15 protein-coding genes and 1 tRNA gene are annotated in these 23593 nt (G+C 67.6%); 5 read left to right on the plus strand and 11 right to left on the minus strand.

Annotated elements, in window-relative coordinates; genetic code table 11:
- Positions 1-37: 37 nt before the first annotated feature.
- The 7 genes from PA27867_RS10865 to PA27867_RS10895 form a co-directional block, all read right to left on the minus strand.
- Positions 38-5395 carry an Ig-like domain-containing protein gene (locus tag PA27867_RS10865; RefSeq protein WP_157109199.1) on the minus strand — a complete coding sequence of 1786 codons (5358 nt, stop codon included), beginning with the start codon at positions 5393-5395 and terminating at the stop codon, positions 38-40.
- A 265-nt stretch (positions 5396-5660) separates the two neighbouring features.
- Positions 5661-11003, minus strand: a complete 5343-nt coding sequence (locus tag PA27867_RS10870) for an Ig-like domain-containing protein (protein ID WP_157109200.1) — start codon at positions 11001-11003, stop codon at positions 5661-5663.
- Positions 11004-11140: 137 nt separating this feature from the next.
- Positions 11141-11926 (minus strand): hypothetical protein, encoded by a 786-nt coding sequence (locus PA27867_RS10875; protein WP_167550880.1) that lies wholly within the window; start codon positions 11924-11926, stop codon positions 11141-11143.
- 7 nt (positions 11927-11933) lie between these two features.
- Complete coding sequence (locus tag PA27867_RS10880) at positions 11934-13604, minus strand: serine/threonine protein kinase (RefSeq protein ID WP_066596266.1); 1671 nt, start codon at positions 13602-13604, stop codon at positions 11934-11936.
- On the minus strand, positions 13604-15001 hold the full coding sequence (locus tag PA27867_RS10885) for an FHA domain-containing protein (RefSeq protein WP_066596268.1): 1398 nt from the start codon (positions 14999-15001) through the stop codon (positions 13604-13606). Before PA27867_RS10885 ends, PA27867_RS10880 begins: the two co-directional genes overlap by 1 nt.
- Before the next feature lie 30 nt (positions 15002-15031).
- Positions 15032-15913, minus strand: a complete 882-nt coding sequence (locus PA27867_RS10890; protein WP_084021010.1) for a PP2C family protein-serine/threonine phosphatase — start codon at positions 15911-15913, stop codon at positions 15032-15034.
- A gap of 145 nt (positions 15914-16058) precedes the next feature.
- The gene (locus PA27867_RS10895) at positions 16059-17084 is read right to left on the minus strand and encodes a TerC family protein (RefSeq protein WP_066596269.1); all 1026 of its coding nucleotides are present in this window, start codon (positions 17082-17084) and stop codon (positions 16059-16061) included.
- A gap of 270 nt (positions 17085-17354) precedes the next feature.
- Here PA27867_RS10895 and PA27867_RS10900 point away from each other — a divergent pair, with 270 nt between their 5' ends.
- Positions 17355-17648 (plus strand): 2TM domain-containing protein, encoded by a 294-nt coding sequence (locus PA27867_RS10900; protein ID WP_066596271.1) that lies wholly within the window; start codon positions 17355-17357, stop codon positions 17646-17648.
- Positions 17649-17740: 92 nt separating this feature from the next.
- On the opposite strand, the gene PA27867_RS10905 is transcribed toward PA27867_RS10900, so the two are convergent.
- Both PA27867_RS10905 and PA27867_RS10910 read right to left on the minus strand, forming a co-directional pair.
- Entirely contained in the window at positions 17741-18301 is a 561-nt protein-coding gene (locus PA27867_RS10905; protein ID WP_066596273.1) for a DoxX family protein, read from the minus strand.
- Between the two features lie 161 nt (positions 18302-18462).
- Positions 18463-18535: transfer RNA gene (locus tag PA27867_RS10910), tRNA-Glu, on the minus strand.
- A gap of 190 nt (positions 18536-18725) precedes the next feature.
- On the opposite strand from PA27867_RS10910, the gene PA27867_RS10915 reads away from it, so the two are divergent.
- Positions 18726-19364: an MBL fold metallo-hydrolase gene (locus tag PA27867_RS10915; protein ID WP_066596279.1), complete on the plus strand. Its 639-nt coding sequence runs from the start codon at positions 18726-18728 to the stop codon at positions 19362-19364.
- Between the two features lie 68 nt (positions 19365-19432).
- Positions 19433-19807 carry a YciI family protein gene (locus tag PA27867_RS10920; RefSeq protein WP_066596281.1) on the plus strand — a complete coding sequence of 125 codons (375 nt, stop codon included), beginning with the start codon at positions 19433-19435 and terminating at the stop codon, positions 19805-19807.
- A gap of 20 nt (positions 19808-19827) precedes the next feature.
- On the opposite strand, the gene PA27867_RS10925 is transcribed toward PA27867_RS10920, so the two are convergent.
- Together PA27867_RS10925 and PA27867_RS10930 are read right to left on the minus strand one after the other, a co-directional pair.
- The gene (locus PA27867_RS10925) at positions 19828-20505 is read right to left on the minus strand and encodes a phosphoribosyltransferase (protein ID WP_066596287.1); all 678 of its coding nucleotides are present in this window, start codon (positions 20503-20505) and stop codon (positions 19828-19830) included.
- Positions 20502-21812, minus strand: a complete 1311-nt coding sequence (locus tag PA27867_RS10930; RefSeq protein WP_066596288.1) for a phosphoribosyltransferase family protein — start codon at positions 21810-21812, stop codon at positions 20502-20504. Before PA27867_RS10930 ends, PA27867_RS10925 begins: the two co-directional genes overlap by 4 nt.
- Before the next feature lie 272 nt (positions 21813-22084).
- Here PA27867_RS10930 and PA27867_RS10935 point away from each other — a divergent pair, with 272 nt between their 5' ends.
- Both PA27867_RS10935 and PA27867_RS10940 read left to right on the plus strand, forming a co-directional pair.
- Positions 22085-22408 carry a hypothetical protein gene (locus tag PA27867_RS10935; protein ID WP_066596290.1) on the plus strand — a complete coding sequence of 108 codons (324 nt, stop codon included), beginning with the start codon at positions 22085-22087 and terminating at the stop codon, positions 22406-22408.
- 110 nt (positions 22409-22518) lie between these two features.
- Positions 22519-23574, plus strand: coding sequence for an iron ABC transporter substrate-binding protein (locus PA27867_RS10940; RefSeq protein WP_066596292.1), 1056 nt, complete (start codon positions 22519-22521; stop codon positions 23572-23574).
- The last annotated feature ends 19 nt before the right edge of the window (positions 23575-23593 follow it).

The following is a 23593-nucleotide window of genomic DNA, read 5'->3' on the forward strand; positions in this document are numbered from 1 at the left end:
CTGTTGGTCGTGGTCGGGTCGATCCGGCGGGAGGGCATCACATCGAGTTCCATTGCGCCCCGCTGATCGTGTTGCTGTAGAAGACGGTTCCGTCGCTCACCCGGGTCAGCCGCACCCGGATGCTGTCGTCGGCCGGGCGGATGCCGAGCGTGTTGGTGGTCTCCTCGGTACCGCTGCGGCCGAGGGAATACCGGCTCTCAGACACCGAGCCACCGGAGAGCTCGGTGGTGATCAGGTAGTCGCCAGGCTCGAAATTGGCGTAGACGACGTTCACGCGGTGACAGATGGATGCGTCGGAGCAGCCGGTCACGGAGGAGCCACGCCCCTTCTGGATCGTGGCGCTCGGCGGCGGCGGCGGCGGGCTCGGCTGCGGGGTGGCGGTGTCAGAGGAGGTCCAGGCGCCGCAGCCGCGCGGGTTGCAGGCCTGCACCCGGTACTGGTACTGCTCGTTGACGTTCCCCTTGGCCGATGCCGTGCGGGCTCCGCTGGTGGAGCCATTGGAGGCGCTGCCCTTGATCCACTCGTACTTGTAGCTCGACACTCCGCGGCCGCCGTCGCTGCCGGGCGCGGCCCAGCTCAGGCTGAGGTCACCGGTACCCTGCCCGGGCGCCTTGAGGGTGGCAGAGGCCGGGGCTCCGGGAAGCCCGTACGGGGTGACCGTGTTGCTCGCCGCCGAGGGAGTGGAATCGCCGATCGCGTTGCGCGCGGTCACCGTGAAGGCATAGTTGGTGCCGTTCTTGAGACCGGTGATCGAGTGCGTGCCCGCGCTGGCAACAGTCTGAGAGTCGCCGTTCCAGCTGATGACGTACTCGGTGATGCGCGAGTTGTTCGACGAGGGGGCCGTGAAGCTCACGGTGGCGCTCCCGTCGCCCTCCACGGCTTGCGGCCGGTTGGGGGCGTCAGGATTGTTGCGGATCACGAAGGTGATGCGTGCCTGGGTCTGGCGGGCGGGATCCCGGGTGGCGTCCTGGATGCGGTAGACCACGGTGAGCGTCCCCGTGGCGCCCGAGCCGGTGTTCACGGTCACCCCGGTGGCGGTGTTGCTCACCGTGGCGGTGCCCACCTGCTGCTCGATGACGGCGGAGAGCACCGTGAGCGGCTTGCCGTCCTGCGCGAACGGGTTGTAGTCGTTGTCGAGCACGGGCACCGTGATGGAGGTGCTCGGGCGGGTCTCGATGCCGGCACCGTTGGGTCCGGCGTCGTCGACGGCCTGCGGCAGCGGCCGGGTCGAGGAGACCACGCTCACGTCCACCGAGCCGGGGATCGTGAACTCCTTGTAGGTGACCGTGAAGGTCACCCGCACCTTGGTGCCCGGTTGGGTGCCGAGCGGGGACGAGACGACCAGGTTGGCGCCGTCGAGGGTCGCCGCGACATCCGCCGTGGTGCCGGCCAGGGCGCCGTAGCTGAGCTTCTCGATAATGGCGGGGTTCGGGTGCCCGCTGGAGGAGCGCAGGTTGACGATCGTCGCCGCTTCTCCGGCCTGAACGGTGACCTTGGGCGGCGTGAAGGTGGGCGCGACGTCTTCGAAGTTGGGGTCACCGACCGTGATCGGGATCGTCAGGGTGGCCTGGCGGCCCTTCGGGTCGCCGGCGCTGGTGCCGTCGGTGACGACAAAGGTGAGGGATGCCGGTCCGCGGTAGTCGCGTGCCGCCACGAACGTGAGGGTGTTGCCGCTCACGGGGTTGGAGCCGTCGCTGTTGGTGGCGGTGGCGCTGAGCAGCAGGGCGGGTTGGCCGGAGGGTACCTCGACGATGTCGCCGATGCTCCAGGACTTGGAGCCGTTCATCTTGACGACCTGGGGGCCGATGTCCCGCAGGAACGGCGGCGGGAACTGCTCTTCCTCGGGGGTCGGTGCGGTGGACGGCTGGTTCTCCGGCTCAACGGGTTCCGCCTTGGGCGTCGGCGGCACGATGATGAACGCGGTGGCGCTGAGCTGGTCGATCTCGTTCGTGAGCCGGTACGCGATGGCCTGGCGCTGGGTGGAAGGCTCGACGCGTACGGTGCCGTCCGTTTGCAGTTCGGCGTTGGCCGCGTTGGGGCCTTCGAGGCTGATGACGAGGTCCTCGATGAGGCCGCTGGGGTTCTCCGCGCCGTCGAGCACGGGCACGTTGATGGGCGTGCCGGCCAGGACCTCTTCGGGTTCGACGAAGTGGTCGATCGCGACCGGGTACTGCGCCTTGGCGTCCTCGGTGACCTTGACCTGCACGAACGCGGTGTCGGCGCCGCCGTGCCCGTTGGTGATCTCGTACCGCAGCGTGTAGGTGCCTTCTTCGGCGGGGGCTTCGACGATGACCCGGCTGCCGTCGACGTTGGCCGTGAGACCGGGATCTACTTCGGGCAGTTTCTTGGTCAGGGTGAGCTTGTAGCCGTTGGGGTCGGAGTCGTTCAGGACCACGGGGATCGACCCGGTGCGGCCCGGCTTGATCTCGATGGCATCATCGACGGCGTTCGGCGGCAACAGCTCCATGGGGCGGGGAATCACGCCGATGCGCACGGTGCCCTCGGCGGTCGCGCCGAGGGTGTCGGCCACCTGGTAGGTGAAGGAGTCGGTTCCCGCGGTGCCGGGGAAGGCCTCGTAGACGAAGAAATCGCTGCCCTGGTCGACGATGCGACCGAGCTCGGGTGCCGAGGTGACCGCGGTGAGATAGACGGAGTCCCCGTCGGGGTCGATGCCGTCCAGCGGCACCTGCACCTTGATGGTGGACTCGGCGAAGGTGCGCATGGTGAGCGGCAACGGCGTCGGCGCGCGGTTGCCGGCGTCGTCGGGGCCGATGACGGTGAAGCGCACGGCAGCCGTGGCCGTTTCGGCGAAGGCGTCGCTGATGCGGTAGCTGACGCTGTAGGAGCCGGGTTGCGCGGGCGCCTGGAAGCGCACGCTGTTGCCGGACACGAAGGCCAGGCCGCCTACGTTCTCGGTGTCGGTGAGGTCGGGGTCCACGGTCATCGTGGCGGAGTCGGGGTGGTAGTCGTTGTCGAGCACCGGGACGGTGACGATGTCCCCCGCGCGGACGGACACGGTGTCATCGACCGCGACCGGGGGCTGATGCTTGATCAACGGAGGCACCGGCACGACCGTGACACCGGCCGTGGAACTGTTCTCACCGTCACTGATCGTGTACGTGAACTGCACCTGCTGCGTCAACGCAGCGGATGCCGTGACGCGCAGCACCGTGTTCGTGAGGATCTCCACCGTGACGAGATCATCCGTGGTGCTCAGGTCCACCGACTGCACCGCCAGGACCCGGCCACTGGGCGACACATCGTTGTCCAACACCGGAATCGTCACCGGCTCCGCCGCCCGCAGATACGCCGTGTCCTTCACCGCGATCGGCGGCAACACGTCCGCCGGGTTCTCCACCACGTCCACCCGGATCAGGCCCACACTCGACGTCGCCCCGGCACCGAGACTGTACGTGAAAACGTAACTGGCCGCCTTACCCGAGGACACCGCGACCGTACCGCGCTCCAGGTTCGCCACCGCGGACAAATCGTTGGGAACCTCATTCACCCCGATCAACGCCAGAGGCGCCCCCGACGGCGTCACATCATTCTTCAACGGCTCGATCAACGCCGTCTCCCCCACGAACACCGTCGTGAAATCCGGAGTCCCCACCGGATTCAACGACCCCGCAGCCTTCACATCCACCGTCAACACACCCGTCGCGGTGAGAGTGCCGTCCGACACCACGAACTGCACCTCCTTCACCCCCAACTCAGCCGTCTTCGACTCGAACGTGACAAACCCCTCCGGACCGAACCGCACCCCATCACCCGTCGTCGGCGACGCCGACACCAGATAAATGTCATCGCCGTCCGGATCAATCCAATCCGACAACACGTTGTAACTGACCAGCTGACCCTGCTCCACACTGATCGCACCCACCCGGTTCGACACCGGAGCCACATTCTGATCCAACGGACGCATCGACACATTCACCTGCGCCTCAGCCACCGCACCCCGACCATCGGCCACCGTGTACCGGAACGACACCGTCCCCGCCACCGACTCCGCCGGCGTGAACTGCAACGCCCGCCCACCATCAATGAAATCCAGGCGACCCTGCGACTCCGAAAAACCACTCACATTCGTCACCGTCAACACATCACCATCAGGATCCGTATCGTTCTCCAACACCGGCAACACCGTCGTCTTACCCGGCCGCACCCCATACTCATCATCACGAGCCAGAGGCGCCCGGTTCACATTCGTCCGCTCCGCCAGAGTGTCCTCAAACGACTGCTGCGCCGCCTTCTCCGTACCGTCCTCAGCCTCTTCCTCCTCCGGAGGAGTCACCTCTTCCCAGTTCTCCACCAGGCGCATATTCGAATCAACCAACCACACATTCCCGTTCGACAGGTTGTTCAACGCGATGACATCCCGGTTCACCCGGAACTCCAACACACTGCCCACCGTCGGCTGCTCGATCGTCTCCCGCAGCACCTCAGCACCGTCGCACGCGGCCAGGTAACGCTGAGCTCCGCCCCACGCGCCATGCGCGCAGCCGTCCAACCAGACCGGGGAAGAAACTCCGGCGGGGTCGGTGACCGCGGTGGGGAGGTCTGCGTCGACCGCCACGATGTCGCTGCCGTCGGCGGCGCCGTCCAGGGGAACCTGGAGCAGGGACTGGCCCGTGGCCACGAGGACTGCGTCGTGTTCGGCGCCGGACTGTTGCAGTTTGACCGCACCGGCCGGCAGCTCGGTGGCGGAGCCGTCGACGATCACGGTGCCGTTCTCGGTGTCGAGCAGGACCGGTTTTTCGCCGACGGCGGCGATCTGGAAGTCGCCGAGTTCGGGTAGCTCGCTGGTCGTGGGTTCGGGTTCCTCGGCGGTGGGGTCGTAGCTGGTGAGGGTTTTATCTTTCTTCGAGGCGCCGAAGACGACGCCGTCGGGTGACACGGCGATGTGGCCGCCCTTGCCCACGCTGAACACCGGGTCGGTGGTCTTCGGGTCGAAGCTCAACTCCCCCGCGGCGTTGATCACCCACACATCACCGGTCTGAGCCATCACCGCGATCGAATCACCGCCGTAGACCACCTCGGACCCCGGAGCCACATCCACGCGTTCACCCAGCGTCGTGAACGCCGGATCGATCCGCTCGATCGACCCCACACTCTCGTCGATGAGAAAAACGTCGTCACCGTCCTGCAACACATCGAACGCACTCGACGCAGCATTGACCGACCCGTTCAGCTCCTCGATCTGCCGGTTCAACCGGCCCGCCAGCAACTGCTTACCGTTCGTCACCCAGACATCCCGGGCCGCAAGGTCCACATCCGTCACCGGGAAACCCTCGTGCAGCACCGCAAACGTCAACGGCACACCCGCCAACACCGACAACGCCACCACGGATGCCGACATCCGCCGACCACGCAACCACGAACTGAGGGTCCCCACCCGTGTCCCCCTCGTAGCTGTTGCCTGTGCTGAATCGCTGTATTGCTGAATCGCTGTGCTGCTGGTGTGCTGTGCTGCTGAACTGCTGCGGTGCCCACTCGTGCGTTGCCGAACTCGCCAACGCCGGGACTATTGGCACTGCCCCCTGACCGGCTTTTACGCTAGCACGCAAATGAGTGCCACCCGCATGGGGAGCGCTCCCCATGCGGGTGTGTTCATCAGCAGTTCGGAATCGGCGAGCGATGACGCAGCGAACCAGCCCGGGTCAGCAGTTCCCGATGTTCTGCCAGTCCGGACGCGACGTGTCGGCCGACGGTATGAACCAGCCGTTGTAGCTTCCGTCTTCCGTGAGGAAATAGAAGTAGTGCACGCCGCGTCGAACCGAGTGGCACACCGCATCGATGACTGTGCCCGCCGGCACGTATCCGCTGGGATTCATGGTGCATCCCCTCGACGCGTTGGTGACGTTGGTGTCGTAGGACTCCTGGTTTTCCGGGCAGGTGGTCCTGGTCACGGTGGCGGCGTTACTTGTCGGCGCCCACGGCGGCGGCGGGGGCGGCGGGGTGGTCGGCGTGGCGGCGTTCGACGCGGTCCAGGCGCCGCAGCCGCGCGGGTTGCAGGCCTTGACCTGGAAACGGTACTGATCGTTCGCGTTGCCGGTGGCGGATGCCGTACGCGCGGACGTCGACCCGCCGTTGACTCCGCCGCCCTCCAGCCACTGGTATTCGTAGCTCGTCACACCGCGGCCGCCGGTACTGCCGGGGGCTGCCCAACTGAGTCCGAGCGCGCCGCTGCCGGTGTTGGAGGCCGTGAGTTTGGCGCTGGCGGGGGCCCCCGGCACGCCGTACGGTGTGACGGTGCTGCTGGGGGCGGACGCCGACGACGTGCCCTTGGCGTTGTGGGCGACCACCTGGAAGGCGTAATTGGAGCCGTTGGTCAGTCCGGTGATGTCGTAGCTACCCGCGCTCGTCACGTCCTTGCTGCCGCCCCCGCTCCAGGTGATCGTGTAGCCGGTGATCTGCGAGTTGTTCGACGACGGGGCGGTGAAGCTCACGGTGGCCATGGCGTCGCCCTCGGCGGCGGCCGGAGCGTTGGGCGCATCCGGGCGGTCGCGGATGACCAGGGTGATGCGACCCTGGGTGGCGCGGGCCGGGTCCCGGGTGGCGTCCTGGATGCGGTACACCGCGGTGAGGGTTCCGGTGGCGCCGGGCCCGGTGGTGATGGTGACGCCGCTGGCGGTGAAGGCGACGGATGCCTTTCCACCGCTGACGTCCTGCTCGAGGGCGGCGGAAACCACGGTGAGCGGTTTGCCGTCCTGGGCGAACGGGTTGTAGTCGTTGTCGAGGACCGCCACCTGCACGGTCGAGCTCGGCGTCGTCTCGATGCCCGCGCCGTTGGGTCCGGCGTCGTCGACGGCCTGGGCCAGGGCCCGGCTGGAGGAGACGACCGTGACGGTGACGGAGCCCGGCACCGTGAACTCCTTGTAGGTCACGGCGAACGTCAGCGTGACCTTGGTGCCCGGTTGGGTGCCGAGCGGAGCCGAGACCGAGAGGGAGCCGCCGTCGAGGTTCGCCGCGACATCTGCCGTGGCACCGGCCAGCGAGCCGTAGCTGAGCCTCTCGATGATGTCGGGGTTGGGGTGGCCGCTGGAGGAGCGCAGGTTCACGACCTGGGCGGCCTCACCGGCCTCGACGGTCACCTTGGGCGGGGTGAAGGTGGGCGCGACGTCTTCGAAGTTGGGGTCCCCGACCGTGATCGGGATGGTGAGCGTGGCTTGCCGGCCCTTGGGGTCGTCGGCGCCGGTTCCGTCGGTGACGACGAAGGTGACGGATGCCGGTCCGCGGTAGTCGCGCGCGGCCACGAAGCTCAGCGACGCGGACCCTGTCATGGCGTTCGAGCCGTCGCTGTTGGTGGCGGTGGCGCTGAGCAGCAGGGCCGGCTGGCCGGAGGGCACCTCGACGATGTCGGCGAGGCTCCAGGACTTGGAGCCGTTCATCTTGACGACCTGCGGGCCGATGTCGCGGAGGAAGGGCGGCGGGAACTGCTCTTCCTCGGGTGTCGGCTCGGTGGAGGGCTGATTCGACGGTTGGGCCGGTTCGGACTGGGGTGTGGGGGGAACGATGATGAACGCGGTGGCGCTGAGCTGGTCGATCTCGTTCGTGAGCCGGTAGGCGATGGCTTGGCGGTCATCCGACGGCTTGACGCGAACCGTGCCATCGGGCTGGATGGTGCCCGACCCGGCGTTGGGGCCTTCGAGGCTGATGACGAGGTCTTCGATGAGGCCGCTGGGGTTCTCCGCGCCGTCGAGCACGGGCACGTTGACGGGCGTGCCGGCCAGGACCTCTTCGGGTTCGACGAAGTGGTCGATCGCGATGGGGTACTGGGGTTTGGCGTCCTCGGTGACCTTGACCTGCACGAACGCGGTGTCGGCGCCGCCGTGCCCGTTGGTGATCTCGTACCGCAGCGTGTAGGTGCCTTCTTCGGCTGGGGCTTCAACGATGACGCGACTGCCGTCGACCTTGGCCGTGAGGCCGGGATCTACTTCGGGCAGTTTCTTGGTCAGAGTGAGCTTGTACCCGTTCGGATCGGAGTCGTTCAGGACCACGGGGATCGACCCGGTGCGGCCGGGCTTGATCTCGATGGCGTCGTCCACGGCGTTCGGCGGTAGGAGCTCGACCGGCCGTGCGATGACGCCGATGCGCACGGTGCCCTCGGCTGTCGCGCCGAGGGTGTCGGCGACCTGGTAGGTGAACGCGTCGGTTCCCGCGGTGCCCGGGTAGGCCTCGTAGATGAAGTAGTCGCTGCCCTGGTCCACGATGCGGCCCAGGGTGGGGGCGCTTGTCACGGCCGTGAGGTACACGGAGTCGCCGTCGGGGTCGATGCCGTCCAGCGGCACCTGCACCTTGATGGTGGAGTCCGCGAAGGTGCGCATGGTCAGCGGCAACGGCGTGGGCGCCTGGTTCCCCGCGTCGTCGGGGCCGATCACGGTGAAGCGCACTGTGGCGGTCGCGGTCTCCTGGAAGGCATCCGTGATCGTGTAGACGACGCTGTAGGCGCCGGGCTCGGTCGGGGCCTGGAACCGCACTTGATTGCCCGTGACGAAAGCCAGCCCGCCGGCGTTGGCGGTGTCGGCCAGTTCCGGAAGAACCGTGAGGGTGGCGGAGTCGGGGTGGTAGTCGTTGTCGAGCACGGGGACGGTGACGATGTCCCCCGCGCGGACGGACACGGTGTCGTCGACCGCGACCGGGGGCTGATGCTTGATCAACGGAGGCACCGGCACGACCGTGACACCGGCCGTGGAACTGTTCTCACCGTCACTGATCGTGTACGTGAACTGCACCTGTTGCGTCAACGCAGCGGATGCCGTGACGCGCAGCACCGTGTTCGTGAGGATCTCCACCGTGACGAGATCATCCGTGGTGCTCAGGTCCACCGACTGCACCGCGAGGACCCGGCCACTGGGCGACACATCGTTGTCCAGCACCGGAATCGTCACCGGCTCCGCCGCCCGCAGATACGCCGTGTCCTTCACCGCGATCGGCGGCAACACGTCCGCCGGGTTCTCCACCACGTCCACCCGGATCAGGCCCACACTCGACGTGGCCCCGGCACCGAGACTGTACGTGAAAACGTAACTGGCCGCCTTACCCGAGGACACCGCGACCGTACCGCGCTCCAGGTTCGCCACCGCGGACAAATCGTTGGGAACCTCATTCACCCCGATCAACGCCAGAGGCGCCCCCGACGGCGTCACATCATTCTTCAACGGCTCGATCAACGCCGTCTCCCCCACGAACACCGTCGTGAAATCCGGAGTCCCCACCGGGTTCAACGACCCCGCAGCCTTCACATCCACCGTCAACACACCCGTCGCGGTGAGAGTGCCGTCCGACACCACGAACTGCACCTCCTTCACCCCCAACTCAGCCGTCTTCGACTCGAACGTGACAAACCCCTCCGGACCGAACCGCACCCCATCACCCGTCGTCGGCGACGCCGACACCAGATAAATGTCATCGCCGTCCGGATCAATCCAATCCGACAACACGTTGTAACTGACCAGCTGACCCTGCTCCACACTGATCGCACCCACCCGGTTCGACACCGGAGCCACATTCTGATCCAACGGACGCATCGACACATTCACCTGCGCCTCAGCCACCGCACCCCGACCATCGGCCACCGTGTACCGGAACGACACCGTCCCCGCCACCGACTCCGCCGGCGTGAACTGCAACGCCCGCCCACCATCAATGAAATCCAGGCGACCCTGCGACTCCGAAAAACCACTCACATTCGTCACCGTCAACACATCACCATCAGGATCCGTGTCGTTCTCCAACACCGGCAACACCGTCGTCTTACCCGGCCGCACCCCATACTCATCATCACGAGCCAGAGGCGCCCGGTTCACATTCGTCCGCTCCGCCAGAGTGTCCTCAAACGACTGCTGCGCCGCCTTCTCCGTACCGTCCTCAGCCTCTTCCTCCTCCGGAGGAGTCACCTCTTCCCAGTTCTCCACCAGGCGCATATTCGAATCAACCAACCACACATTCCCGTTCGACAGGTTGTTCAACGCGATGACATCCCGGTTCACCCGGAACTCCAACACACTGCCCACCGTCGGCTGCTCGATCGTCTCCCGCAGCACCTCAGCACCGTCGCACGCGGCCAGGTAACGCTGAGCTCCGCCCCACGCGCCATGCGCGCAGCCGTTCAACCACACGGGTGCGGAGATCCCGGCGGGGTCGGTCACGGCGGTGTCGATGGAGGCGTCGATGGTCACGACATCCGAGCCGTCTTCGGCACCGTCGAGCGGGATTTCCAGCAGCCCGGTGCCGGTGGCGACGATGGCGCGGTTGTTGTCGGCGCCGGACCGTTGCAGTTTCATGGTTCCCGCGGGCACCGTCAGGGTCTTGCCGTCGACGAGGATGCGGTCCTCCCCCGGCTCCAGGATGACGGGAGTCTCGCCGACGGTGGCGATCTGGAAGTCGCCGAGTTCGGGCAGCTCGCTCGTGGTGGGTTCTGACCCGTCCTCTGAAATGGGATCGTAACGGGACAGGGTCTTCTCGGCGGCGGAGGCGCCGAAGACGACGCCGTCGGGTGACACGGCGATGTGGCCGCCCTTGCCCACGCTGAACACCGGGTCGGTGGTCTTCGGGTCGAAGCTCAACTCCCCCGCGGCGTTGATCACCCACACATCACCGGTCTGAGCCATCACCGCGATCGAATCACCGCCGTAGACCACCTCGGACCCCGGAGCCACATCCACGCGTTCACCCAGCGTCGTGAACGCCGGATCGATCCGCTCGATCGACCCCACACTCTCGTCGATGAGAAAAACGTCGTCACCGTCCTGCAACACATCGAACGCACTCGACGCAGCATTGACCGACCCGTTCAGCTCCTCGATCTGCCGGTTCAACCGGCCCGCCAGCAACTGCTTACCGTTCGTCACCCAGACATCCCGGGCCGCAAGGTCCACATCCGTCACCGGGAAACCCTCGTGCAGCACCGCAAACGTCAACGGCACACCCGCCAACACCGACAACGCCACCACGGATGCCGACATCCGCCGACCACGCAACCACGAACTGAGGGTCCCCACCCGTGTCCCCCTCGTGTGTTGCCGGTGCGTCAGTGACGTAACGCGGCCGCAGGACCCGTGCGCGTCATCCGCTACCGCGGGACGTTCAGCACAGGCTCCTGACCGGATTCACGCTAGCACGCGAAAGAGTGCCACTCCTATGGGGACTGCTCCCCATCGACGGCACCGACCGCATCGGTGCTGTCCGCAGTGTTGCCGGCCGGTGCGCCGGAGGCCGACAGCCGGGATTCCTCGGCTGCACGGTCGAGGAGCATCACGTCGTCCAGGCTCACCAGCCGGGTCGCGACCGCGTACTCGACCAGGCGCGCGCGCCGGTTGGTGGCGAGGTGGCCGGCACCGCCGCGCAGGCCGGCCACGCCGAGCTTGTCGAGCTTGCTGCACACGTTGTCGAGCTTGCGGTTGAAGGTCGTCATGCTCCAGCCGAGCCTGGCGGCGGCCTCGGCCGAGCTGGGAATAGCACCCCGGCCGGGAACGGCCTGGGTGAGGATGCTCTCGGACAGCGCCACGATGAGCAGCCGTTGGCTGGTGGTGAGGGTCACCGGCAGGATCGTGGTGGTTCCACCCTCGTGGGAGGCCGACAGCGACGTGTTGTAGAAGTCGTCCTCGGCGTGGATGGTGAAGTCGTACGTGGAGGACCCGGCGCTGAACATGACGTGCATGGTCTGGAACACGATGGGCAGTTTGGCGCCCGGCGCCAGCCACGCCTGCACGGTCCCGGTGCTGTCGGAGACGGTGGCCGAGAGCAGGTTTCCTACGTTGGCGATCCACCACAGGCCGAAGTCCTCGTAGAGCCGGAGGAAGGTGCGGTGCAGATAGGGGTTGTCGTCGATGGTGAGATCGGATTCCCGGCCGATGGAGAACGGTGCACCGGAGTCGACGGAATACCACTCGCCGCAGAATTCCACGCGCAGCGGCTTCACCATGATGGTCTCACCGGTTGCAGGCACGGTTCGCCTCCGAGATCTTGCCGTCGGCCCGCTGCAGGTAGATGTCCAGGCACACAGTCGAGCCGGGCACGATGCCCTCGACGGTGATGTCCGCGGTCTTGCTCAGGGTGGGCTGGTCCGGGTTTTCGGCGCGGGCCCACCGGAACACGTCGCCTTCCTGCGGGCTGGGGTTGCTCACCGTGAAGGTCACCTGGGTGCCGTCCTCCGAGGTGGCGGTGCCGTCGAGGACCGGGGCGGGGACACCCACGACGGCGTTGATGCCGGCGGGTTTCGCGGGCGCCGCGGACTGGGTGGGGGTCAGCGCGGAACCGTTGGCGCCGGTGAGGGTGACGGCCGTGGCCACGCCTCCGATCAGGAGGACGCCGAGGACGATGGATCCGATCAGCATGAGCGGTCGCCGCCGGGCCGGGGGGTCGACGGGCGGCCGGGTGGCTTCCTCGACGGGTTCGGCGGGAGTGGTCACGGGGGCGGGCGCCGGCCGGGACCCGCGTGGGCGAACGACCGTGCGCTCGCGAACCGGTTCGATGACCCGGGCGCCGCGGAGGCGGGTGGCGTCGGCCCGGTCCGGTTCGCCGGCCGCCGGAGACTCGATGAGCGGGGCAGGTGGGGTCACGGGGCGTTCGGGCGGGGCTGCCGGTGCCTGCGCGGAGATGGACACGACCGACCGGGCCCGGGTCTCGTCGTCGCCGGCCGGCGCATCCGGCCGGGAGTGCTGGGGGCCGGCGATGGTGGGGATGTCGATGCCGGTGGGCGCGTAGCCGAGCTCGAGTTCCACCCGCTGCAGGGCCCGGGCGAAGTCTACGGCGGTGGCGAACCTGTCGTCCCGGCGGCTGGCCATGGCCTTGGCCAGCACGGCGACCAGCGAGCTGGGCACGTCGTCCCGGCCGATGGGCGTGATGGCGCCGCGTTCGATCCGGCCGATCAGGTCGAGTGTGCCGTTGGACCGGCCGCGGATCTCGAAGGGTGTCTGCCCGGCCAGCAGGGTGTGGATGGTCGCGGCCAGCGAGAACACGTCGCTGCGCACGTCGGGCCGGGGGTCGTCCTCGAACATCTCCGGCGGCGACCACGGCACGCTCATGCCCACCGACTGGCTTTCCCCGGTTCCGGTGGCCTCGGCGCCGCCCGGGAGGTTGCCGCCGGTGACGGTGTGCACGGGCAGTTCGTCGTCCAGGCTCGACGAGATGCCGAAGTCGGTCAGCGCGGGCCAGCCGAAGTCGTTGGTGAGCACATTGGCCGGTTTGATGTCGCGGTGCAGAATACCAGCCGCGTGCGCGGTGGCCACGGCGCCGGCCAGGCGCACGCCCGTGCGCAGGGCGTCGTCGACGGCGAACCGTTCCCGCTTGTACCGCTCGGCCATGCTCGGACCCGAGCAGTGCTCCATGACGAAGTACGGCCGGCCATCCCCGGCGACGTCGGCGTGGTAGATCGTGACGATGTACGGATGCGTCGACAGCTGCGCCATCAGGTTCGCCTCGTCGACGAACTGGGCCTGTGTGGAGGGGTTGAGCTGTTCGGTGAGGAGGACCTTCACCGCGACCCGGCGTCGCGGCAGGCGTTGTTGGTAGAGGAAGACGTCGGAGAATCCGCCGGAGCCGAGAATGGAGACGAACTCGTAGCCGGGCAGTTCGGGGGCGACGGAGGGTGCGCGGCGCATCACTCCTGCCCGACCGTGATGGTGATGCCGCTACCGAGGTCGACGACGGTTCCCACGATGACTGCGGTGGGTTCGCCCTGCCGGAGCTTCTGTGGTGGTTTTCCGGGCAGCGCCACGAGGGTGCCGTTGCGGGAGTGCAGGTCGGTGACCACAACGGTGTCGCCCTCGACCGTGAAGTGCACGTGGTTGCGGGAGACATCCTGGTCGGCGCCGCCCAGGCTGACCAGGCGGGGCACCAGCCCGCCGGACATCTGGCTGACGCTGGGCGCCCGGCCGATGCGGATCGGCTGGCTGAGCGGTTCGCGAACACCGCTGGGCAGCAGCAGGTAGAGGCGTGGCGCCTCCGCGGCCGCGGGGGCGGCCTCCGGGCGGCGCCGGGACGCGCGGAGTTTCTGCAGGTCGCCGCTCATGACGGTGTGGCCGTCGTGGTCGCCGGCAAGCTCCTCCTGCGCGTCGGGCTGCGCGGCCGACGGAGCGGCGGCCGGCTCGGCCGCGGGATGAGCGTCGTCGTCGGCTTCACTGTCGGGTCGGACGGCGGCCTGTTCGACACCGCGCATGACTGTGGCCCCGAACAGGTGGTCATATCCACCCAGGTCGGCGGCAGCATCGGAGTCGGGCGCGCCGCCGGGGCGACCTGGAGCGGGAACGGCGTCGGTGGGAACGGCGTCGGCGGCACCGGAGTCGGCGGGCACGATGTCGGTGATGGTCTGTTCACTGGCGGGTTCGGCGATGTCCTCCTGCGGCACCGGCAGGGGCGCGGGAGCCGTGACCGGGGCGACGGCCGGGGCGGCCGATTCGGTCGGGCCCACCGGGGACGTGGGCGCGGCACCGAGGACCGCGGGTGGCGGCACGATGCGGGCGGGCGGCGGCACGGGAGCCGACGCGGCACCCGCGGCGGCGACCGCGTCGACGGCCAGGCGCAGACGCCGGGTGCGCACCAGGCCCGCCACCAGCGGAAGCCCCGCGTCGATCGACAGGGGGGCCTGGTCGTCGGCGTCCGGGTCGCTGCCTGTCTCGGTCAGCGGAGACGCCGTGACCGACGCTCCGGTCACGTGGGCGACGGATCGTTCCACCCAGGTTGAAATGCCCAGTCCGCCGATCGACACGTCCCCGTCCGGGGTCTGCAGCACCACGACGACGTCGCCGCGCACGAACACACGCACCGTGGCCGGCATCGTCTTCTCCCACGAGAGAAGCGCGAACGGCGGGGTGCGGGACAGTCCGCCGGAGGTGAGCTCGTCGAGCACCGTGCGTGCGCCGGCGTCGGCCGAGACCTCCGCGGTGAGACCGGCCCAGATGCGCAGGGCGGCAGGCACGTCGGCCGGCAGCAGCACCACCCGATCCCCCGTCGCCGCGGCCAGCCAGCCGCCCGAATTATCATCGTCGTACGAAAGCACAGATCCCCCCATTGCCTTTCCCGTCCCTGCCTACTGCGGATTCGCGTCGCGCGGGCGCGTGTCTTCGAGGTGCTCGTGCAAGCCGCTCGAGCGCTCCCGGGTCACCCCGGAGTCCTGACCGGGGTCACCCCAGGTGGATTCCACGATCACCACGGTGACGTTGTCCCTGCCGCCCTTGGCCAGGGCCGCCGCGACGAGAACGTCGGCCAACGAGCCGAGGTCTTCGGGTACGGTGTGCGAGGCCAGGAGCGCGGCGATCTCGCCCACGCTCAGTTCCTTGGTCAGGCCGTCGGAGCAGATCAGGAAGCTGTGGCGTCCCGTCGCGGGCAGCAGCCAGACATCCGCGTCGACGAACTCGTCGGCGCCGATGGCACGGGTGATGACGTTACGGTCCGGATGTTTCTCGGCATCCGTCGCCTTGATCAGGCCGGCGTCGACCATCTCCTGCACGGCCGAGTGGTCCACGCTGAGCTGCTCGAGTGTGCGGCCGTCCCAGGTGTAGATGCGGGAGTCGCCGATGTTGAACGCCATCCAGTGGAAGCCGACGTCGTCGCCGGCGTCCACGAAAGCCACTCCGGCCAGGGTCGTGCCGCTGACGGCGGTGCCGAAGTCATCGGCCGAGCTGAGGTCACGAACGGCGTCGTTCGAGGAGTGGATGGCATCCAGGATGCGTTCGGGGGTGGAGGGGATGTCTTGTTCGATGTGTTCGACGAAGACCCGGATGACGGTTTGGCTGGCGGCGTCTCCGTGGGCGTGGCCGCCCATGCCGTCTGCGACGAAGAAGACCGGCGACTGGGCCAGGTAGCTGTCCTCGTTCACCTTGCGCACCCGGCCGACATCGCTGCCGGCGCTGAAGCTGAACTGCACACTCGAGTCCCCGAGAGTGATCGCACTCTCGCCATTCACCGCCATGTGCACTCCACGAATCGCGTCCTTGCTCCGAGCGAGCGCTCCACCCCGTCCGGGGGAAGTGGAGCTACCACCGTACCAATACCATCGGTCGGATCAGACGCACGCTGACCGGGAGATTCCCGGCCGTGGCGCCTGGGCCGCGCGGTCACTCGCCGGTCGGCCCGCCGAGCTCTTGGCTGACACTCGCGCCGGCTCGGCGCGCGTCCCGCCGGGTCTTGACGAGACTGGCGACGGTGGCCACGGCCATCGACACGATGATCACGGCAAGTGAGGTCCAGGTGTCGATCTCGGGCGCCCACTCGAAGCCCTCGCCGCCGTTGAGGAAGGGGACCTCGTTGGTGTGCAGGGCGTGGAAGACGAGCTTGACGCCGATGAAGAACAGGATGAAGGCGATGCCGTACTTGAGGTATTCGAGGCGTTCGAGCAGGCCGCCGAGCAGGAAGTACAGCTGACGCAGGCCCATCAGGGCGAAGACGTTGGCCGTGAAGACGATGAACGGGCTCTGGGTGATACCGAAGATCGCCGGGATCGAGTCGAGGGCGAAGATCAGGTCGGTGGTGCCGATGGCGATCAGCACGATCAGCATGGGGGTGAAGAGCTTGCGGCCGTCGATCGTGGTGCGGATCTTCGAGCCGTCGAAGCTGGGCGAGATGCGGATGTGGCGGCGCAGGTAGCGCACCAGGCCGTTCTCGGCGTCGTCGTCGCCGCCTTCCTTGGCGAAGGCCTGGTGGATGGCCGTGTAGAGCAGGAAAGCACCGAAGATGTAGAAGATCCAGCTGAAGTTCTCGATCAGCTGGGCGCCGAGCAGGATGAAGATACCGCGCAGTACGAGGGCGATGATGATGCCCACCATCAGCACTTCCTGCTGGTATTTCCGCGGCACGGAGAACCTCGCCATGATGATGACGAAGACGAACAGGTTGTCGATCGACAGGCTGTACTCGGTGAGCCAGCCGGCCAGGAACTGCCCGGCATGTTCGCCGCCGCCGAAGATCAGCATCAACAGGGCGAAGACCAGCGCCAGGCCCACGTAGAACACCACCCAGAGGGTCGCTTCCCGAACCGATGGGACATGCGGGCGCTTGTAGACGATCAGCAGGTCGGCGACGAGGATCAGCGTCAGGATGACCAGCGAGGCCACCTCGAACACAATGGGCAGCTCAAGATTCACGAAAAAGGGGCCTTTCAGAACGCGGCGGGTGCTGGAGTCAGCGATAACCCGAAAGTCTCTCCCGTACCGGATGCCCGGTACCACCGCGGCCGGGACCGCCTCAGAGCGGTCCGTGTTGACGACCACGGCATAGGGCCCGCCCGAAGGGAGCCCACAGGGATACTCCCCTTCGACCCTCCGATCTTACTCGCGTGGACCCGCAGCGGCTCGTCCCGCCGGTCAACCGGTCGAGGGATGGCCGGGCTCTGGGACCGGCGCTAGTGTCTGGGCATGAACAGTGACGAATTACGGCAATTCGCAACCAGGAGGCTCAAGGCGCGCCGCGACTTCTGGAACTATTGCGGCGTATGGCTGGGCGTCTCGATCATCGTCGTCGCCATCTGGCTTCTAGCCACCCCTGGCGCCTACTTCTGGCCTATCTTCCCGATCGGCGGTATGGGTATCGCCGCTTTTTTCATCGGCTTGGACGCCTACGGCCCCAACCGGAGATTCATCACGGAAGAGGACATCGACAACGAGGTGGCCCGAATCACCCGCTCGAACCCGCGCGGCGGGGGGAACTGACCGCCCGCCCACACGACAGAACCGGCCACCCCGTGGGGCGGCCGGCCGATACTGCTGTGGTGCTGGATGCTGTGTCGCTGGAGTGCTGGTCCCTAGACGAGCCAGGTGTACTTCTGCACGATCGGCAGGGACTTCCAGGTCTTGCCGAAGCCCCAGGTGTCGCCGGCGGCGAAGACCGCGACCACGATCAGGGCCAGCGCGTAGATGATGTGGTAGTCGACGAGCGGGTTGGTGGAGGCGGCGCCGGCGGTGAAGGGCCATTCGGCCAGGTACATGAAGACCATGATGAGGCTGCCGGCTACCGCGCTGATGCGCAGGCCCACGCCGAGCATGACGGCAAGGCCCACCGCGATCATGCCGAGCATGAAGAGGAAGTCCACCAGCGGGCTGGCAATGCCCACGAAGAACGGCTGGAGCGGTCCGGTGACACCGGGGCTGTTGAGGAAGCCCTGGGCCGGGGTTCCACCGTTCAGCCAGGCGCGCTCCGACGGGGTGGAGAAGCCCAGGCCGAAGGTCTTGTCGAGGAAGGCCCACAGGAAGATGAATCCCGTGGCCAGACGCAGCACCGCGAGGGTACGACGCTGGAGCAGGGTGGTGCCGGTCGTCGCGGCGGGGGCGGTAACCGCGGCCCCGCGGGTGGTCGTGCTGGCCATGGGATGGTGTCCTTCGAGTTGTATCGGGATGCCGGTGCCGTCTGACACTGGACTGTGAGTTCTAGACTCCCAGCCATTTTTCAGCAACGACAGGGTCGAACGTCCCGCTTCCGGATACAAAAAAGGCCCGGCCTCCTTCGAAGAAGGAGACCGGGCGTTTGTGACCCCAACCGGATTCGAACCGGTGTTACCGCCGTGAGAGGGCGGTGTCCTAGGCCGCTAAACGATGGGGCCGTTTTTGCAACTTCACGAGTATGCCACAGCCTGGATACTCAGTTCAAATCGAGTGCCGTGTCCGCGCGTCGCGCCGCGCACGTGCGGAGCATCCGCGGGGCCTGTCAGAGTGCTGCATGGGACTGCGGGTGCTCACAGGAAGCGCGTGTCGCGCGTTGTCCGCACCCCCGTTTGGGTATTAGCTCGGAACATGAAGTTGACCAAACTGGAGCACGCCGCACTCGTCCTCGAAGCCTCCGGGCAGAAGCTGTTCATCGATCCGGGCTCGTTCACCACAGCGCTGACCGAAACGGCCAATGCGGCGGCCGTCGTGATCACGCACGAGCACGCCGATCATTGGACGCCCGAGCAGTTGAACCGGGTGATCGCCATGAACCCGGGCGTTCCCATCTACGGCCCGGCCGGCGTGGCCGCCGCCGCCGGTGATATCGCCGTGACGGTCGTCTCCGCCGGCGACACCATCGAGGCAGGTCCGTTCACGCTCCGATTCTTCGGTGAGAAGCACGCCGTCATCCACTCGTCGATTCCGGTGATCGACAATGTGGGCGTGCTCGTCAACGATGAGCTGTTCTACCCGGGTGACTCGTTCACGATTCCGGAGGATGTGAAGGTCAAGACGCTGGCCGTTCCGGCCGGTGCGCCGTGGTTGAAGATCGCCGAGGTCATCGACTACGTGCTGGCGGTCAAGCCGCTGCGGAGCTTCCCCACCCATGAGATGGGCTTGTCGCGAAGCGGCAAGGACCTGGCCAACTCCCGGATCAAGGCGGCCACCGAGCAGAACGGCGGCACCTTCTTCCCGCTCGAACCGCACGAATCGCTCGACCTGTAACAGCTCCACCCGCAACACGCACTCTCACCACGCACCGCCTGACCGCCGTAAGGATCGAAGGAGATCTCATGCGCTTCTCGTTGCTCATCATCAAGGCCGAGAGCGGGGAGGGTGACGTCTCCGAGGAGGAGCTGCCGCCGTTCCGCGAGCTGTTCGACGCCTACGCCGCGTCGCTGCAGGAGTCCGGTGCGCTGATTGCGGCGGACATCTTCCGGCCCGCCGCGGAGTCCACCACGGTGACCCTCCGCGGCGGCAGCCGCCAGGTGCAGGACGGCCCCTACCTCGACGCGGTCGAGACACTCTCGGGCTGCTTCGTGATCGACGTACCGAATCGGGCCGCCGCGCTGGCCTGGGCCGAGAAGTGCCCGGCGGCCCTCTACGCCGTGGTCGAGGTGCGCCAGGCCGCGGTGTCGTTCCGGGAGGGACGCTGGCGCGAGCACTGAACCGGATACTGAACCCCTGCTCAGTCGGTGTCGGCGCGGCCGTCCGCCGCCCGCGCGAGCAGCGCCGTCACCTCGGCGTCTTCGGTGGGGTCGAAACGGCGGTAGTACTGTCCGACGGCGGCGAACCCGAACGGCGCCGCAACGGCGATGACCTCGTCGGCCGCCTCACCTGCGGGTCTCTGAAGTTCTCCCTCCGCCTGGGCGGCGATGACGGGAACGGCCAGAATCACGCGCTCAGCGCCCAGGTGGCGCGCCACCCGGCACGCCGCGCGGGCGGTGGACCCCGTGGCGACGCCGTCGTCGACGATCAGGGCGGTGCGGCCGGTCAGGTCCAGCCGGGGCCGACCGCGACGCAGCTCGGCGACGCGCGCATCGAGCACCGCGCGTTCGCGACGTTCGACAGTGCGGATCTGGGCCTCGGTGACCTCGGCGAGGGCCAGCACGCGCGGGTTGAGCACCCGCACTCCCTCTTCTCCGATGGCCCCCATCGCGACTTCGGGGTCGAGGGGCAGACCGAGCTTGCGCACGACGATCACGTCCAGGGGTACGTGCAACGCCCGGGCGACCTCGGCGGCCACGGGCACTCCCCCGCGGGGCAGGCCGAGCACCACGATGTCGCGGCCCCGGAGGCCCTGGAGGCTCTGGAGGAGCCGGGCCAGTTGCTGGCCGGCATCCGCTCGATCGGCGAAGAGGGTCATGACAGCAGCTGGCGGGCGAACCACTCCGCGGCCAGGTCGGCGGCCGCGCCCAGGGTGCCCGGTTCCTGGAAGAGATGTGTGGCCCCGGGCACGACGGCCAGCCGGGTCTCGCAACGGAGGAGTCGCTGGGCGTCCCGGTTGAGCTCGAGCACCGTGAGGTCGGCGCCGCCGACGATGAGCAGGGTCGGCGCCGTGACCTGCGGCAGCCGGTCGCCGGCCAGGTCAGGTCGGCCCCCGCGGGACACCACCGCGCCGATCTCGAGATCCGGCTCGCCGGCCGCCCACAGCGCCGCGGCGGCCCCGGTACTGGCGCCGAAGTAACCGACGCGGAATCCCGAGGCATCGGCACGGTCGGTCAGCCATCGGGTGACCGCGGCCAGTCGCCGGCCGAGCATCTCGATGTCGAACACGTTGGCGCGGTCGAGTTCCTCGGCCGGGGTGAGCAGGTCGAAGAGGAGCGTGCCGAGCCCGGCCCTGTACAGCACCTCGGCCACGTACTGATTGCGCGGGCTGTGCCGGCTGCTGCCACTGCCGTGGGCGAAAAGCACCACAGCGCTCGGGGAGGCGGGCAGGTGCAGGTGGCCGCGCAGCGTCACGTCGGACAGCGGGATATCCAGGTCGGCATCCGTGTCGGTGCCGAGCAAGGCGTCACGGCCGGACTCGCCGGCCATCCGCCGGTCCGCCTCCTCCAGCAGCCGGGTGACATCGTCATCCTCGGTGGCCGAGAAGTCGGAGTAGAACTGTCCGACCGCCCAGAACGACTCCGGCGCGTCCACGTAGACGATGTCGTCGGCCCCCGTCAGATTCGGCAGCGTGCTGGCGGCGATCACGGGGGCGGCGAGGATCACGCGCTCGGCACCCAGCCGCCGCGCGACGTCGCAGGCCACCTGGGCGGTGGCGCCGGTGGCGACCCCGTCGTCGACGATCACCACGGTGCGCCCCCGCAGGTCGATCCGGTCACGGCCGGGCCTGAACCGCGCCACCCGAGCGTCGAGCTCGGTGCGCTCGCGGGCCTCGACGGCCTCAACCTCGGCGTCGGTGACGCCGGTGAGCGCCACGATCGATTCGTCGACGAGTTCCTCGCCGCCCTCGCCGATGGCGCCCATCGCGAACTCGGGCTGGAAAGGCACGCCGAGCTTGCGCACCACGATCACGTCCAGCGGGGCATCCAGGGCCGAGGCGACCGCGAACGCCACCGGCACTCCCCCGCGCGGAATGCCGAGAACGACGACGTCCTGGTCGCGCAGGGAGAGCAGCTGCCGGGCCAACAGTCGGCCGGCTTGCACTCGATCAGTGAAGTGCACCATCCGGCCATGATCACCCCGTCCCCGGCCGACCGCTAGTCGCTCGAGGTGGCGCCCGTGCAACGAGGTCCCCTTTTGCGCCGACAGCGGTGGCAGCCCCTCCCCTGGTACCGTGACGCATCGACAGTCGGTCCCTCAAGAGAGGAAGACCTCCGTTCCTGACGGTTGTGACCGATGAAACACCTCCTGACGCTCCGCTTCGGTCGAGGCGTCCGCGTCAGGTTGCCGTCATCCTCGGCGGGTTCGTGTCGACAAGGCAGGGAACCGGTACGACCATGAAGAGAATTTCGTATTGCGGAGATTCGTTCCTGACCACGGATGGGGCCGCGGATGCGCTCCTTGAGCTGGTCGTCACCTTCCCGACCGACCACGACTCGGAGCTGCTCGATCTGCCGGCGGTCAACAGTGCCGGTGACGAGATGGTCGTACGGGTCGTGGTGGGACCCCGTAGCGAGCTGATCAGCGTGCCGGAAGAATCCGTGGCGGGAGAACCGGACACCGTCAAGACCGTCGCCTACCTGCGTGGTCGCATGCGCACGCTGGCGGCTCCCCGTGATCTGACGTACTCGGAGGCATCGGCGTTCGCCGAATACGGCTGAACCGTGGGAACGCTCTCGTCGGCGGACTGATGCCACCGGGAGTCCGGGCGTGGAGCGAGTTAGGGTAGGCTTCCCTACTGTTCGTTTTTCGCTCTTCCAGCTAGGGACCCATGAGAATTCAGCCTTCCACGATCGTCGCCGTCGCCGCAGCCACCTCAGTTCTTGTGGCCTTGTCCGGATGCGCCACATCCGCCGGAACCACGCCCTCGACGTCGGCCGCCGGCGATTCGCTGGCCGGCTCGAGCCTGACGGTCTATAACGCTCAGCACGAGGAATTGACCCAGGAATGGGCCGACGAATTCGGCGCCGAGACCGGGGTCACCATCACTCTCCGGAACGGTTCGGACTCCGAGCTCGGCAACCAGATCATCGCCGAGGGCGCAGCGTCCCCGGCCGATGTGTTCCTCACCGAGAACTCGCCCGCGATGTCGCTCGTCGACAATGCCGGCCTGTTCACCGATCTGGACGCCGACGTGCTCGACCAGGTGCCGGATGCCTACAAGCCCTCCACCGGAACATGGACCGGGATCGCCGCACGCTCGACCGTCGTGGTGTACAATCCGGCGCTGATCACCGAAGCGGAGTTGCCGGCATCGCTGGAGGACCTTGCCGACCCGGCGTGGAAGGGTCGATGGGCCGCGTCGCCCAGCGGTGCCGACTTCCAGGCCATCGTGTCGGCGATGCTCGAGTTGAAGGGCGCCGACGCCACGTCGGAGTGGCTCACGGCGATGAAGGCGAACTCGGTGGAGTACAAGGGCAACAGCACGGTGATGAAGGCGGTCAACGCAGGCGAGATCCCGCTGGGCGTGATCTACCACTACTACTGGTACATCGACCAGGCCGGAACGAAGGAGAACAGCGCGAACACGGCGCTGCACTACTTCAAGAACGAGGACCCGGGAGCGTTCGTCAGCGTGTCCGGCGGCGGCGTTCTCGCGTCGAGCAAGAACCAGGCAGCGGCGCAGGCCTTTCTGAAGTTCATCACAGGAAAGACCGGCCAGGGCATTCTGCAGACCGGCACGAGTTTCGAGTACCCGGTTGCCAGCGACGTGACGCCGAACCCGGCGTTGCCCGCGCTGGACACCCTGGACGCCCCCCTGGTGGACCCGGCCACGCTGAACAGCACCAAGGTGACCGACCTGATGACCGAAGCCGGGATCCTCTAACCGGCATCAGGTAGCCTCG

The sequence above is a fragment of the Cryobacterium arcticum genome, assembly GCF_001679725.1.
Taxonomy (GTDB): Bacteria; Actinomycetota; Actinomycetes; order Actinomycetales; family Microbacteriaceae; genus Cryobacterium; species Cryobacterium arcticum_A.

Bases quoted from the DNA above. Each gene is read 5' to 3' on its own strand.
- PA27867_RS10925 (WP_066596287.1), bottom strand. From the start codon at position 20,505: ATGACCCTCTTCGCCGATCGAGCGGATGCCGGCCAGCAACTGGCCCGG.
- PA27867_RS10875 (WP_167550880.1), bottom strand. From the start codon at position 11,926: ATGGTGAAGCCGCTGCGCGTGGAATTCTGCGGCGAGTGGTATTCCGTC.
- PA27867_RS10935 (WP_066596290.1), top strand. From the start codon at position 22,085: ATGAAGAGAATTTCGTATTGCGGAGATTCGTTCCTGACCACGGATGGG.
- PA27867_RS10915 (WP_066596279.1), top strand. From the start codon at position 18,726: ATGAAGTTGACCAAACTGGAGCACGCCGCACTCGTCCTCGAAGCCTCC.
- PA27867_RS10880 (WP_066596266.1), bottom strand. From the start codon at position 13,604: ATGCGCCGCGCACCCTCCGTCGCCCCCGAACTGCCCGGCTACGAGTTC.
- PA27867_RS10940 (WP_066596292.1), top strand. From the start codon at position 22,519: ATGAGAATTCAGCCTTCCACGATCGTCGCCGTCGCCGCAGCCACCTCA.
- PA27867_RS10890 (WP_084021010.1), bottom strand. From the start codon at position 15,913: ATGGCGGTGAATGGCGAGAGTGCGATCACTCTCGGGGACTCGAGTGTG.
- PA27867_RS10900 (WP_066596271.1), top strand. From the start codon at position 17,355: ATGAACAGTGACGAATTACGGCAATTCGCAACCAGGAGGCTCAAGGCG.
- PA27867_RS10920 (WP_066596281.1), top strand. From the start codon at position 19,433: ATGCGCTTCTCGTTGCTCATCATCAAGGCCGAGAGCGGGGAGGGTGAC.
- PA27867_RS10905 (WP_066596273.1), bottom strand. From the start codon at position 18,301: ATGGCCAGCACGACCACCCGCGGGGCCGCGGTTACCGCCCCCGCCGCG.
- PA27867_RS10930 (WP_066596288.1), bottom strand. From the start codon at position 21,812: ATGGTGCACTTCACTGATCGAGTGCAAGCCGGCCGACTGTTGGCCCGG.